The 12,978-nt window shown below is 64.9% G+C and carries 16 protein-coding genes; 11 read left to right on the top strand and 5 right to left on the bottom strand.

The window, feature by feature from the left end:
* The first annotated feature begins 109 nt into the window (after nucleotides 1–109).
* Nucleotides 110–904 (top strand): thymidylate synthase, encoded by a 795-nt coding sequence (locus PSEK12I1_RS0105155; RefSeq protein WP_027600868.1) that lies wholly within the window; start codon nucleotides 110–112, stop codon nucleotides 902–904.
* Nucleotides 905–921: 17 nt separating this feature from the next.
* Here PSEK12I1_RS0105155 and PSEK12I1_RS0105150 read toward each other — a convergent pair whose 3' ends face one another.
* The 3 genes from PSEK12I1_RS0105150 to PSEK12I1_RS0105140 all read right to left on the bottom strand — a co-directional run bounded on the left by PSEK12I1_RS0105150 (nucleotide 922) and on the right by PSEK12I1_RS0105140 (nucleotide 2,735).
* Nucleotides 922–1,416, bottom strand: a complete 495-nt coding sequence (locus PSEK12I1_RS0105150) for a gluconokinase (RefSeq protein WP_027600867.1) — start codon at nucleotides 1,414–1,416, stop codon at nucleotides 922–924.
* Between the two features lie 41 nt (nucleotides 1,417–1,457).
* On the bottom strand, nucleotides 1,458–2,321 hold the full coding sequence (locus tag PSEK12I1_RS0105145; RefSeq protein WP_027600866.1) for an EamA family transporter: 864 nt from the start codon (nucleotides 2,319–2,321) through the stop codon (nucleotides 1,458–1,460).
* A 69-nt stretch (nucleotides 2,322–2,390) separates the two neighbouring features.
* Nucleotides 2,391–2,735, bottom strand: coding sequence for a hypothetical protein (locus PSEK12I1_RS0105140; protein WP_027600865.1), 345 nt, complete (start codon nucleotides 2,733–2,735; stop codon nucleotides 2,391–2,393).
* Between the two features lie 227 nt (nucleotides 2,736–2,962).
* Between PSEK12I1_RS0105140 and PSEK12I1_RS0105135 the strand changes: the two genes are divergently transcribed.
* The 7 genes from PSEK12I1_RS0105135 to PSEK12I1_RS0105105 all read left to right on the top strand — a co-directional run bounded on the left by PSEK12I1_RS0105135 (nucleotide 2,963) and on the right by PSEK12I1_RS0105105 (nucleotide 9,291).
* On the top strand, nucleotides 2,963–5,407 hold the full coding sequence (locus PSEK12I1_RS0105135; protein WP_027600169.1) for a Lon protease family protein: 2,445 nt from the start codon (nucleotides 2,963–2,965) through the stop codon (nucleotides 5,405–5,407).
* 161 nt (nucleotides 5,408–5,568) lie between these two features.
* Nucleotides 5,569–5,910 carry a hypothetical protein gene (locus PSEK12I1_RS0105130; RefSeq protein ID WP_007160783.1) on the top strand — a complete coding sequence of 114 codons (342 nt, stop codon included), beginning with the start codon at nucleotides 5,569–5,571 and terminating at the stop codon, nucleotides 5,908–5,910.
* A gap of 80 nt (nucleotides 5,911–5,990) precedes the next feature.
* Nucleotides 5,991–6,479, top strand: coding sequence for a TIGR00645 family protein (locus PSEK12I1_RS0105125; protein ID WP_017640865.1), 489 nt, complete (start codon nucleotides 5,991–5,993; stop codon nucleotides 6,477–6,479).
* 147 nt (nucleotides 6,480–6,626) lie between these two features.
* Complete coding sequence (locus tag PSEK12I1_RS0105120) at nucleotides 6,627–6,932, top strand: DUF6482 family protein (protein ID WP_027600864.1); 306 nt, start codon at nucleotides 6,627–6,629, stop codon at nucleotides 6,930–6,932.
* Complete coding sequence (locus PSEK12I1_RS0105115; protein ID WP_027600863.1) at nucleotides 6,929–8,479, top strand: cryptochrome/photolyase family protein; 1,551 nt, start codon at nucleotides 6,929–6,931, stop codon at nucleotides 8,477–8,479. Before PSEK12I1_RS0105120 ends, PSEK12I1_RS0105115 begins: the two co-directional genes overlap by 4 nt.
* Entirely contained in the window at nucleotides 8,476–8,631 is a 156-nt protein-coding gene (locus PSEK12I1_RS24250; protein WP_081737463.1) for a DUF2256 domain-containing protein, read from the top strand. The genes PSEK12I1_RS0105115 and PSEK12I1_RS24250 overlap by 4 nt, the downstream gene beginning before the upstream one ends.
* 42 nt (nucleotides 8,632–8,673) lie before the next feature.
* On the top strand, nucleotides 8,674–9,291 hold the full coding sequence (locus PSEK12I1_RS0105105; protein ID WP_027600862.1) for an FKBP-type peptidyl-prolyl cis-trans isomerase: 618 nt from the start codon (nucleotides 8,674–8,676) through the stop codon (nucleotides 9,289–9,291).
* Between the two features lie 2 nt (nucleotides 9,292–9,293).
* Here the strand turns inward: PSEK12I1_RS0105105 and PSEK12I1_RS0105100 are convergent, their stop codons facing one another.
* The gene (locus PSEK12I1_RS0105100; RefSeq protein ID WP_007160789.1) at nucleotides 9,294–9,548 is read right to left on the bottom strand and encodes a hypothetical protein; all 255 of its coding nucleotides are present in this window, start codon (nucleotides 9,546–9,548) and stop codon (nucleotides 9,294–9,296) included.
* Between the two features lie 135 nt (nucleotides 9,549–9,683).
* Nucleotides 9,684–10,658 (bottom strand): polyprenyl synthetase family protein, encoded by a 975-nt coding sequence (locus PSEK12I1_RS0105095; protein ID WP_027600172.1) that lies wholly within the window; start codon nucleotides 10,656–10,658, stop codon nucleotides 9,684–9,686.
* A gap of 400 nt (nucleotides 10,659–11,058) precedes the next feature.
* On the opposite strand from PSEK12I1_RS0105095, the gene rplU reads away from it, so the two are divergent.
* The 3 genes from rplU to cgtA all read left to right on the top strand — a co-directional run bounded on the left by rplU (nucleotide 11,059) and on the right by cgtA (nucleotide 12,974).
* Nucleotides 11,059–11,373, top strand: a complete 315-nt coding sequence (rplU, locus tag PSEK12I1_RS0105090) for a 50S ribosomal protein L21 (protein ID WP_007160791.1) — start codon at nucleotides 11,059–11,061, stop codon at nucleotides 11,371–11,373.
* A 26-nt stretch (nucleotides 11,374–11,399) separates the two neighbouring features.
* On the top strand, nucleotides 11,400–11,660 hold the full coding sequence (gene rpmA / locus PSEK12I1_RS0105085; RefSeq protein WP_007160792.1) for a 50S ribosomal protein L27: 261 nt from the start codon (nucleotides 11,400–11,402) through the stop codon (nucleotides 11,658–11,660).
* Between the two features lie 102 nt (nucleotides 11,661–11,762).
* The gene (gene cgtA, locus PSEK12I1_RS0105080) at nucleotides 11,763–12,974 is read left to right on the top strand and encodes an Obg family GTPase CgtA (RefSeq protein WP_027600861.1); all 1,212 of its coding nucleotides are present in this window, start codon (nucleotides 11,763–11,765) and stop codon (nucleotides 12,972–12,974) included.
* Nucleotides 12,975–12,978: the final 4 nt, after the last annotated feature.

Genomic DNA, 12,978 nt, shown 5'->3' with positions numbered 1-12,978 from the left:
GCCTCAGGGCCGCTTTTTTATGTCCGATGAGCAAGCCTGCGACAAGCGCGACCGCTGCAACAGGGCACGATTTGGTACCATTTGCCTTTTGCCAGGTAGCGCTCCCGCCATGAAACAGTACCTCGACCTGATGCGCCACGTGCGCGAACACGGCACCTTCAAGAGCGACCGCACCGGCACCGGGACCTACAGCGTCTTCGGCTACCAGATGAGATTCGACCTGGCCGCGGGCTTTCCCCTGGTCACCACCAAGAAGTGCCATCTGAGATCCATCATCCATGAACTGCTGTGGTTCCTGCAGGGCGAGACCAATATCCGCTACCTGAAGGACAATGGCGTGTCCATCTGGGACGAATGGGCCGACGAGAACGGTGAGCTGGGACCGGTCTACGGCTACCAGTGGCGCAGCTGGCCGGCACCCGATGGTCGCCATATCGACCAGATCGCCGGGGTGGTGGACATGATCCGCGCCAAGCCCGACTCGCGGCGCCTGATCGTCTCGGCCTGGAATCCGGCCCTGGTGGACGAGATGGCGCTGCCGCCGTGCCATGCGCTGTTCCAGTTCTATGTCGCCGATGGTCGCCTGAGCTGCCAGCTGTATCAGCGCTCCGCCGACATCTTCCTCGGCGTGCCCTTCAACATTGCCAGCTATGCGCTGTTGACCCTGATGGTGGCCCAGGTCACCGGGCTGCAGCCGGGCGAATTCATCTGGACCGGCGGTGATTGCCATCTCTATGCCAATCACCTGGAGCAGACCGATCTGCAGCTAACCCGCGAGCCACTGCCGCTGCCGACCATGAAGCTCAATCCGGCGGTCACCGACCTGTTCGCCTTCCGCTTCGAGGATTTCGAGCTGGAAGGCTATCAGGCCCACCCGCACATCAAGGCGCCCGTCGCGGTCTGAAGCGCTGGCCGCAGCGCTCAGGCGCCGTGGCCAGACGCCAGCACCTCATCCACCAGCTGTTCCGGCGACTTGCGCACGTCCAGCACCTGGGCTTCCAGGTGATCGGGCGCCTCCAGGGTATCGAGCTGGCTCTGCAGGAGCTTGGGATCGAAGAAGTGTCCGCGGCGACTGCCGATGCGCTCGGCCAGGAGCTCCGGCGAGCCCTTGAGAAACAGCAGGCGGACCCCTTCGAGGCCGCTTAGCAGGCGGTCGCGATAGATCTTTTTCAGCGCCGAGCAGGCGAACACCCGGGTGGTGCCCTCGGCCTGCGCCTGCTGCATGGCATTGTGGATGGCGTCCAGCCAGGGCCAGCGATCCTCGTCGGTGAGGGCGATACCCTTGGCCATCTTGTCCTTGTTGGCCTGGCTGTGAAAGGTGTCGGCATCGTCGAAACGACAGCCAAGCCGGCTGGCCAGGAGTTCGCCCAGGGTGGTCTTGCCACTGCCCGAGACGCCCATTATCAGATAAATCATCGTCGGTACTCCGCGTGAGGATTCGCCTCGCTATAGAGTGCCTAGAGCGGCGTTTGCTCCGGGGTCAGGCGGCTGCTCCAGGTGGCGCCGATGGACGCGACGATGATGCAGGCGAGGGCGAACCACTGGGCGATGCCCAGGATTTCGCCGAGGAACACCCAGCCGGAGAGGGCGCCCAGCGCGGGCTCCAGACTCATCAGGGTGCCGAAGGTGGACGCCGGCAGGCGGGTCAGCACCACCATCTCCAGGGCGTAGGGAATGGTCGTGGACATCAGCGCCAGGGCCAGTGCCAGCGGCCAGATTTCCGGTTGCAAGAGATTGCTGCCGCTGTGGGCGATGCCGATGGGCAGGATCACCAGGGCGCCGATGGTCGCGCCAAAGGCTACCGTGCCGGTGCCGTGCACCGCCCCCGCGCGCTTGCCCAGCACGATGTACAGCGCCCAGCAGGCACCGGCGCCCAGGGCCAGGGCGGTGCCCAGTGGATCCAGCGCCGAGGCGTTGTGGCCGAAGGGTAGGAGTACTGCCAGGCCGGCCACTACGAGCACGATCCACAGCAGGTCCAGCCAGCGGCGCAGGGCGCACAGTGCCACCACCAGGGGGCCGACGAATTCCAGGCCGACGGCGATGCCGATCGGCAGCCGCTGCATGGCCAGGTAGATGGTCAGGTTCATCACGCCCATGGCGATGCCATAGCCCAGCAGACTGCCCAGCGCCTCGCGGCGAAAGTTGCGCCAGGGGCGCAGCACCAGCAGCAGGACCAGCGCGGCGAAGATCAACCGCAGGGTGGTGACGCCCACCGGGTCGAGACGCAGGAACAGGGTCTTGGCCAGGCTGGCGCTGGTCTGGATCGAGGTCATGGCGACCAGCAGCAGGGCAACGGCGAACAGCGGCGAACGGGCAGACATCGGCAGGGCTCGACAAGCGGGCCCGCCAGCATAGGTCATCCTATCCGCGCCGCAAGGTTGGCTACGACCTCAACGTGTTTTGGAGCGCAGGTGCAGTTGTTCGGCGCCTTCGCGATTTTCCCGGACCTGGTCCAGGAACCGCTGCTGCTCCTCGCGCTGGGCCACCTGCACGCATTGCGCATAGCCCGCGTCCCAGCCCTGCTGATAGGGCTTTTCCGCGGCGAAGCGACGGGCGTCCTTGTGCTCGTAACCTATCCCGTTGACCGCCTGCTTGCCGGTCTGGCAGCCGTCGCTGAAGCCGTCGGCATAGGCCGGCGGATAGCCCTTGGCGATCAACTGGTCGTGATAGCTGGTGCAGGCCGCGAGCGCGGACAGCAGGAACAACAGCGGAATGAAACGACGAGAGCCAGCCATGGGGCCTCCTCACGGGATCCTACGCCTGATCCCCATGTAGAGAGCTTAGTAGGCGTCTGGTGAGAATTTCGTCAAAAAACGCGGGCGCCGGAAAATACCGACAGACGTTGCGCTAACCCCGCGCACCGCTGCGCTTAAATGCGCAGGGGTGCGCCGCTTGCCTTGCTTCGGCTGTCATCCCGGTCGCAGAATGCGGACACTGCTTGCATGCCTGACAAGGACTTACGATGCACGATCCCGTCGCGGCCGGTCTCCGGCTCGCTCCCGATGAGCTGACCCGCCCCTTCGCTCCCGAACAATTCTCCTTTGCCGATACCGATCAGCTCGAACCCTTCCGCGGCATCCTCGGTCAGGAACGCGCGGTGGAAGCCCTGCAGTTCGGGGTGGCCATGCCGCGGCCCGGCTACAACGTCTTTGTCATGGGCGAGCCGGGCACCGGTCGCTTCTCCTTCGTCCAGCGCTATCTCAAGGCCGAGGCCAAGCGCCAACCGACGCCCAACGACTGGGTCTACCTGAATCACTTCGAAGAGCCCCGCGCCCCGGGCGCCCTGGAGTTGCCGCCTGGTGAAGGCGAGGCTTTCGTGGCCGACATGGCGCATTTCATCGACAACCTGCTGGCGACCTTTCCGGCGGTGTTCGAGCACCCGGCCTTCCAGCAGAAGAAGAGCGCCATCGAGCGCGCCTTCAACCAGCGCTACGACCAGGCGCTGGACGTAGTGGAAAAGCTCGCCTTGGAAAAGGAGATCGCCCTCTATCGCGATGCCAACAATGTCGCCTTCACCCCGATGAAGGAGGGCAAGGCGCTGGATGAGGCCGACTTCGCCCAGCTGCCCGAGGCCGAGCGCGAGCGTTTCCACGCCGACATCTCCAGCCTGGAAGAGCGCCTCAACGAAGAGCTGGCCAGCCTGCCGCAGTGGCGGCGCGAATCGAGCAACCAGCTGCGTGCCCTGAATGAAGACACCATCATCCAGGCCCTGCAGCCGCTGCTGGCGCCGCTGTCGGAGAAGTACAACGACAATCCCGGGGTTTGCGCCTACCTGCAGGCCATGCAGGTGGATCTGCTCAAGACGGTGGTCGAGCAGCTGGCCGACGACGCCAAGCCCGACATGCAGCGGCGCAAGGAATTGCGCGAGCAGTACGAACCCAATCTGATCATCGGTCACCACGTCACCGGTGGTGCGCCGGTGGTGTTCGAGTCCCACCCGACCTACGACAACCTCTTCGGGCGCATCGAGTACCAGTCCGATCAGGGCGCGCTCTACACCAACTATCGCCAGCTGCGCCCGGGGGCGCTGCACCGCGCCAATGGCGGCTTCCTCATCGTCGAGGCGGACAAGCTGCTGACCGAGCCCTTCGTCTGGGACGCGCTCAAGCGCGCCCTGCATTCGCGTCAGCTGAAGATGGAATCGCCACTGGCCGAGCTGGGGCGGCTCACCGCCATGAGCCTGGCGCCGCAGCAGATCCCGCTGCAGCTCAAGGTCATCATCATCGGCTCGCGCAACATCTACTACACCCTGCAGGAGCTGGATTCGGACTTCCAGGAGATGTTCCGGGTGCTGGTGGACTTCGACGAAGAACTGCCGCTGCGCGACGAGAGCCTGGAGCAGTTCGCCCAGCTGCTCAAGACGCGTACCTCGGAGGAGGGCATGGCGCCCCTGACCTCGGCGGCCGTGGCCCGCCTGGCCACCTACAGCGCCCGCCTGGCCGAACACCAGGGGCGGCTGTCGGCGCGTATCGGCGATCTGTTCCAGCTGGTCAGCGAAGCCGACTTCATTCGCCACCTGGCGGGCGACGAGCGGACCGACAAGGGCCATGTCGAGCGCGCGCTCAAGGCCAAGGAGACCCGCACTGGTCGCGTCTGCGCCCGGGTGCTGGACGACATGCTCACCGGGCTGATCCTCATCGACACCCAGGGCGCGGCGGTGGGCAAGTGCAACGGCCTCACCGTGCTGGAGGTGGCCGATTCCGCCTTTGGCATGCCGGCGCGAATATCCGCCACCGTCTACCCGGGCGCCAGCGGCATCCTCGATATCGAGCGCGAAGTCAGCCTGGGTCAGCCGATCCACTCCAAGGGGGTGATGATCCTGACCGGCTACCTGGGCAGTCGCTATGCCCAGGAATTCCCGCTGTCGATCTCGGCCAGCATCGCCCTGGAGCAGTCCTATGGCTATGTCGATGGCGACAGCGCCTCCCTCGGCGAGGCCTGCACCCTGATCTCTGCGCTGTCGCGCACCCCGCTCAAGCAGTGCTTCGCCATCACCGGCTCCATCAACCAGTTCGGCGAGGTGCAGCCGGTCGGGGGCGTGAACGAGAAGATCGAAGGCTTCTTCCGCCTCTGCCAGGCCCGTGGCCTGACCGGCGAGCAGGGCGTGATCATTCCGCGCGCCAACGTCACCAACCTGATGCTCGACGAAACCGTGCTGGAAGCGGTCCGCGCGGGGCTGTTCCATGTCTATGCCGTACGTCAGGCGGACGAGGCCCTGTCGCTGCTGGTGGGCGAGCCCGCCGGGGCGCCGGATGCCAAGGGTCGCTTCCCCGACGGCAGCGTCAATGCGCGCGTGGTACAGCGTCTCAAGGAAATCGCCGAGCTCGAGCTGGAAGATGAACTGGCCGACAAACTCAGTGATAACTCCAAGGCAAAAGGGAAAAACAACCAAGCGGCGGAGAACTGAGGTCCAGGGGGCAGGTCGGATTTTGTACAAGGTGCCGCAGCCCAAGTAGCACGGCGCCCAGACCCGCTTGCCCCCTGTTGACCAACAGGGTTGTCCACAGCCTTTGTGGATACCTCTGGCCTAGGACCGGCGAGCATTGAGCGCTTCGAGAGGATGACGCCATGTCCCGCACCATTACCCTGATCCGTCCCTGCCTGGGCCTCGTCACCCGTATCGAATGCGAAATCAAGCCGCTCGGTCAGGAGCAGGGCCTGTGGACCCTGTTGTGCGCCGCCGGCCTGAACGGTCAGCAGCCCACCGCCATCAAGGCCCAGGGGCCTTTCCACGGTCCCAAGGCGGCCGAAGGCGTCATGACCGCCATCGCCGAGAACCTGGTCGAGCAGGGCTATATCCAGGTCGAAGAGACCCAGATCTGGCGCCTGCACATGCAGAGCGAACTGCGCAAGATGAATGGCGAGCGTGCCCATCAGCAGGTGCGTTTCCAGGTCGGCCCCGACGCCTGAGTCAGGTACAACCTGCCGCATTGGTCCGCCTGCACCGCCCCGGTATACTCGCCCGGCCCTGGTAATCCGAGCGAGTCTGCATGGAACGTCTGATCGAAAAAGCCCTTTACGCCTCCCGCTGGCTGCTGGCACCCATCTATCTAGGTCTGTCCCTGGCCCTGGTCCTGCTGGCGCTCAAGTTCTTTCAGGAAGTCTTCCACGTCCTGCCGCACATCTTCGAATCCACCGAGGCTGAGCTGATCCTCCTGGTGCTGTCGCTGATCGACATGGCGCTGGTGGGTGGCCTGCTAGTGATGGTGATGATTTCCGGCTACGAGAATTTCGTCTCCCAGCTGGACATCGACGAGGGCTCGGAAAAGCTCAGCTGGCTGGGCAAGATGGATTCGGGCTCGCTGAAGAACAAGGTGGCCGCGTCCATCGTCGCCATCTCCTCGATCCATCTCTTGCGCATCTTCATGGATGCCCAGAACACCAATCCCGAGTACCTCAAGTGGTACGTGATCATCCATCTGGTGTTCGTGGTCTCGGCCTTTGCCATGGGCTATCTGGATCGCCTGACCAAGCATTGATGGGCCGGGCGGCCATTCGTCCGCCGCCAGCAGCTTTCGTTTACGCTTTGTGGATTGCGCCGCTGCGCTTGCCTGTCCTAGGTTGTCGAAGGCTCACAGCTGCCAATCGACGCCATCCCCGGCGTCGATCTCGACCCGGAGGTTTCCATGCAATTGCCGGAATTGACCCAGCGCGCCCAGGCCGGTGAGGTTCGTGAACTCAATCTGCTCTCCATCGAGGGTGGTTTCTATGTGCTCGAGGTGCTCACCCAGAGCGGTCGCACGCGCCTGACCGGACGGGATGGGCATTTCTACCGGCTGGGCTCGGCCGCCCAGGCCCGCCGCCTGCTGGCTGATCTGCCGGCACTCCCGTGCTTTCTCATCCAGCACAGTGCCTACGACGAGATGGTCGGCATGGCGCCACGCTCGGCCGAACCCCTGAAGATCCCGCTGAACTACCGGAACGCCTCTTGAGCGAGGGCGCCGTTCGGCGCCTGCTGCCGGTCTTCGGCGATCAGCTTTCGCCTCGCCTGGCCTCCCTGCGCGACGCCGATCCCGCGCAGGACGTGCTGCTGCTCGCCGAAGTGATGAGTGAAGCCAGCTATGTCCCTCATCATCCGCGCAAGATCGCCCTGATCTTCAGCGCCATGCGCCACTTCGCCAGCGAGATGCGCGCGCGCGGCTTCCGGGTTCTCTATCGCACCCTGGACGACCCCGACAACCAGGGCTCGCTGCCGGCCGAGATCACGTTCTGGGCAAAGACGACGGGCGCGCGTGAGATTCGGCTGACCGAGACCGGCGAGTGGCGACTGGAGCAGGCGCTGCGGGCGCTGGACCTGGCGATACCGGTACGCTGGCATGGCGATGACAGATTCCTCTGCAGTCGCGCCGCCTTTGCCCGCTGGGCCGGGTCGCGCACCGAGCTGCGCATGGAGGCCTTCTACCGCGGCATGCGCAGGCGACACGGCTGGCTGATGGAGGGGCCAGACGAGCCGTGCGGTGGCGTCTGGAACCTGGACAAGGACAATCGCAAGGCGCTGCCTAAAGACCAGCCTGTTCCCGAGCCCTTCAGCTGTCCGCCCGATGCCTGTACCCGGGACGTGCTCGAGCTGGTCGGGCAGCGCTTCGCCCATCACTATGGCCGGCTGGAGGGCTTCGACTATCCGGTGACCCGGGCGGATGCCGAGCGCCTCTGGCAGCACTTCCTGGGCACGGGCTTGCGCGACTTCGGCAGCTATCAGGACGCCATGGCCCGTGGCGAGCCCTATCTGCATCACGCCCGGATCAGTGCGGCGCTCAATATCGGGCTGCTGGACCTGCGTCAGCTCTGCGCCGACGTGGATGCCGCCTATCGCGAGGGCAGGGTGCCGCTCAACAGTGCCGAGGGCTTCCTGCGTCAGCTGATCGGCTGGCGAGAGTACGTCCATGGCGTCTATTGGCTGCGCATGCCCGAATACCGTGAGCTCAATGCGCTGGGCAATACCCGGGCGCTACCGGAGTTCTACTGGACCGGGTCGACCCGCATGGCTTGTATGCGCGAGGCCATCGGCCAGACCCTGGCGCTGGGCTATGCGCACCATATCCAGCGGCTGATGGTCACCGGCAACTTCGCCCTGCTGGCCGGCATAGCGCCCCAGGCCATCGGCGAGTGGTATCTGGCGGTCTACCTGGATGCCTTCGAGTGGGTCGAGCTGCCCAATACCCAGGCCATGGTGATGCATGCCGACGGCGGCTATCTGGCGAGCAAGCCCTATTGCGCCAGCGGCCAGTACATCCGTCGCCAGTCCAACTACTGCAAGGGCTGCCACTATCAGGTCACGGAAGCGCTGGGCGACAGGGCCTGTCCCTTCAATGCCCTCTACTGGCACTTCCTGATCCGCCATCGCGAGCGTTTCGCCCACTATCCGCGCATGCTCAATCTCTATCGCAATCTTGATCGCCAGGCCCCCGAGCGCCAGCAGGCCCTCTGGCAGCGTGGCGAAGCCCTGCTGGCGCGTCTCGACGCGGGAGAATCCCTATGAAGAAGGGCGATCTGCCCACCAAGGTCTGTCCGGTCTGCCAGCGGCCCTTCGCCTGGCGCAAGAAATGGGAGCGCAACTGGGACGAGGTGCGCTACTGCTCCGAGCGCTGTCGCCGGCAGCGCGGCAGCCTCGGCGGCGAGCCGGGACCCTGATGTGCTAGGCTCGGCTCCTTTTTTCACGATGGAAAGGCTGCTATGAACGACATCCTGCTCGACACCGACGAAGCCCGCGTCAGCTACGGCATCGGCCGCCAGCTGGGCGACCAGCTGCGCCAGAATCCGGTCCCCGGCATGCAGCTGACGGCCGTGCTCGCCGGCCTGACCGAGGCCTTCGACGGCCAGGATTCTCGGGTGGACGTCGAGTCGCTGAACGCCAGCTTCCGCGTCATCCGCGAGCGCATGCAGGCGGAAGCCCAGGCCAAGGCTGCTGCGGCGGCCCAGGAAGGCGTCGACTACCTCAAGGCCAATGCCGAGCGCCCTGGCGTCGTGGTGCTGCCGTCCGGTCTGCAATACGAGGTGCTCACCCAGGGGGAGGGCGCCACGCCGACCCGTGAAGACCAGGTGCGCACCCACTACCACGGCACCCTCATCGACGGCAGCGTGTTCGACAGCTCCTACCAGCGCGGCCAGCCGGCCGAGTTTCCGGTGGGCGGCGTGATCGCCGGCTGGACCGAAGCCCTGCAACTGATGCCTGCCGGCAGCAAGTGGCGCTTGCATGTGCCCAGCGAACTGGCCTATGGCGCCCAGGGCGTCGGCGGCATCCCGCCGCACAGCGTGCTGGTGTTCGACGTCGAGCTGCTCGACGTCCTCTGAGGCTAGCAGTCCAGGCGCAGCGCCTCGTTGTCCGGGCGAAGCGCCAGGGCGTAGCTGAACAGGAAGACCTGGCGGATCTGCTCCTTCACCACCCGCGGCTCGCTGGAGGTGAGGCTGTGCAGATCCAGCTCGCCCAGGTCCTTGAGTTCTTCCAGGGCCGTCTCGTCCAGCTCCGCGCAGACCTTGCCGGTTTCCCGGTTGAGGATGCGCAGATAGGGGTGCGGCCGGTCCAGCCAGGCGTCGATCAGATAAGTCATGGCAAGGGCTCCTGCTGTGCTATTTATGAGAATAATTCTTATTCAATAAATAGCAAGGGATTACCTGACTTTTTTGGTCGGACATGAAAAAGCCCGCGGTCTGGCGACGGCGGGCTTGATCGAACGGTGCAGGCGTCAGTGGGTACGGGCCACCGAGAAGCGACCCAGGTCGGCCAGGGCATCGCGATATTCGCTGGCGGGCAGGGCGTCCAGGCAGGCGATCGCCCGCTCGGCGAATTCCTGGGCCTTGCGTGCGGTGTAGTCGAGGGCGCCAGCGGCTTCGACGGCGGCGCGCACGCCTTCCAGGTCCTGGCTGCCGCCCTGGCGGATCGCCTGGCGTACCAGGGCGGCCTGTTCGGCAGTGCCTTCGCGCATGGTCACGATCAGCGGCAGGGTCGGCTTGCCCTCGGCCAGATCGTCACCGACGTTCTTGCCCAGGGCGACGGCGTCGCCCTGGTAGTCCAGCAGGTCGTCGACCAGCTGGAAGGCCACGCCCAGATGATCGCCATAGCGGCGCAGGGCGTCGGCCTGTTCGGCGCTGGCGCCGGCCAGGATCGCCGCGCTGTGGGTGGAGGCTTCGAAGAGCATGGCGGTCTTGCCGCGGATGACTTCCATGTAGATCTCTTCGGTGGTGCTGGCGTCGCGGATCTTCGACAGCTGCAGCACCTCGCCCTCGGCGATGACGCGGGTGGCCTGGGAGATGATGCGCATCACTTCCATGGAGCCGAGCGCCACCATCATCTCGAAGGAGCGGGCATAGAGGAAATCGCCCACCAGGACGCTGGGGGCGTTGCCCCAGAGGGCGTTGGCGGTGGAGCGGCCACGGCGCATTCCCGAGGCATCGACGACATCGTCGTGCAGCAGGGTGGAGGTGTGCAGGAATTCGATGGTCGCCGCCAGCAGCTGCAGATCGTGATCGGCGCGCCCGAGCGCCTTGCCGGCCAGCAGGACCAGCAGCGGACGCAGGCGCTTGCCACCCGCGGAGACGATGTAGTCGCCAATCTTCTCGACCAGCGGCACGCGCGAGGTCAGCTGCTGGCGGATGATGCCGTCTACGGCGGCGAAATCGTCCGTCACCACGCGATAGAAGGACTGGGATTGCTGCGTCATTGAGAGGTGTCCACTGGAGGTCCGGGCAATATTCAAGCGGCCGGATGGCGCATGACCGCCAGACTATGCCCTAGGGACCGGCACAAGTGCCATGCCCAGGGATTGCCATCGCGCTCCCGCGGCTCGCCGCTCATGCCGATTCGGCTGGGCACCGGCCCGGCATGGCCGCTGAACGAGGTTGCGCGGCATGCTAGGGGTGGGGTGGGGGGCTGTCAAGGCGCGGGCGGGCGGCTCTTGCCTCCCGGCCCCGGCTTGCGTAGAATCGCGGGCCCTGAACATTCCTAGGGTTAACCCCCTGTCTTACGCAATTGCGCGGTGGTCCTTCCGGTCCCGTGCAGCCATGCCGGTCGACGATACCTCCTATAAAGCACCGGGTGAGCAGGTTTAACGGAGATTTACCATGTCCTACGCAGTTATCGTTACCGGTGGCAAGCAATACAAGGTCGCCGAAGGCGAATACCTGAAGGTCGAGAAGCTCGACATCGCCACCGGTGAAACCGTCACCTTCGACCAGGTTCTGCTGGTTGGCAACGGTGACGACGTCAAGATCGGTCTGCCGGTCGTTGATGGTGCCAAAGTGACCGCCGAAGTGACCGCCCAGGGCCGTCACGACAAGGTCACCATCATCAAATTCCGTCGTCGTAAGCATCACATGAAGCGTCAGGGCCACCGTCAGTGGTTCACCGAAATCAAGATCACTGGCATCCAGGCCTGATCTCGCCTCTAACGGAGAATTGACTCATGGCACACAAAAAAGCGGGTGGTTCTACTCGTAACGGTCGCGATTCCGAAAGCAAACGCCTTGGCGTGAAGCTGTACGGCGGCCAGGTCGTCAAGGCCGGCAACATCATCGTGCGTCAGCGCGGCACCCAGTACCATGCCGGTTACGGCGTGGGCCTCGGCAAGGATCACACCCTGTTCGCGAAAGTGGACGGCGTGATCAAGTTCGACGTGAAGGGCGCCTTCGGCCGTCGTTACGTGAGCATCGTCGCCGCCGCCTAAGGCCCGTGACGAAAGAAAAGCCCTGTCTACCCGACGGGGCTTTTTCGTTTGTAGTTAAGCTATTTCCTTGTTTGCAGCGGCCCGCGAGCGCGGGAGGTCCAGATGAAATTCGTCGATGAAGTATCCATACACGTAAAAGCGGGTGACGGCGGCAACGGCATGATGAGTTTCCGCCGGGAGAAATTCATCGAGAAGGGTGGCCCCAATGGCGGTGACGGCGGCGATGGCGGGTCGATCTGGCTCGAAGCCGACATCAACCTGAACACCCTGGTCGATTACCGTTACACCCGACGTTTCACCGCGCAGAACGGTGAGAAGGGCGGGAGCACCGAGTGCACCGGCGCCAAGGGTGAAGACCTGGTGCTGCCGGTCCCCGTGGGCACCACAGTGATCGATGCGGCGACCCAGGAGATCATCGGTGACCTGACCCAGCCCGGTCAGCGCATCCGCGTCGTCCAGGGTGGCTGGCACGGCCTGGGCAACACCCGGTTCAAGTCCAGCACCAACCGCGCACCGCGGCAGACCACCCCGGGCAAACCCGGCGAAGAGCGCGATCTCAAGCTGGAGCTCAAGGTGCTGGCGGACATCGGTCTGCTCGGCCTGCCCAATGCCGGCAAGAGCACCTTCATCCGCGCGGTCTCGGCCGCCAAGCCCAAGGTCGCGGACTATCCCTTCACCACCCTGGTGCCCAACCTGGGCGTGGTCAGCGTGGGGCGCTTCAAGAGCTTCGTGGTCGCCGACATCCCGGGGCTGATCGAAGGAGCGTCCGAAGGCGCCGGCCTGGGAATCCGCTTCCTCAAGCACCTGGCGCGGACCCGCCTGCTGCTGCACCTCGTCGACATGGCGCCCCTGGATGAAAGCGATCCGGCCGAGGCTGCCGAGACCATCATCAACGAGCTGACCAAGTTCAGCCCGGCGCTGGGCGAGCGTGACCGCTGGCTGGTGCTGAACAAGGCCGACCAGTTGCTCGATGACGAGCGCGAAGAGCGCCTCAAGGCGGTGGTCGAGCGTCTGGGCTGGCAGGGTCCGGTCTTCGTCATCTCCGCCCTGGAGCGGGAAGGCACCGAGCAGCTCTGTCAGGCCATCATGCAGTATCTCGACGAGCGGACCCTGCGTCTCGCCGAGGACCCGGCCTATGCCGAGGCGCTGGAAGAACTCGATCAGCGCATCGAGGACGAGGCGCGGGCGCGTCTGCAGGCGCTGGACGACCAGCGGGCCCTGCGCCGTTCGGGCGTCAAGGCGGTGGACGAAGACGACGACTTCGATGATGACGAAGACGACGGCGACGGTCCGGAAATCTTCTACGTACGGTAAGAAA

It is taken from the genome of Pseudomonas sp. MOIL14HWK12:I1 (genome assembly GCF_000510705.1).
In the GTDB taxonomy this organism is placed as follows: domain Bacteria; phylum Pseudomonadota; class Gammaproteobacteria; order Pseudomonadales; family Pseudomonadaceae; genus Chryseomonas; species Chryseomonas oryzihabitans.
The sequence above is the reverse complement of the archived record's forward strand: the minus strand, read 5'-3'. Positions and strand labels throughout refer to the sequence as shown.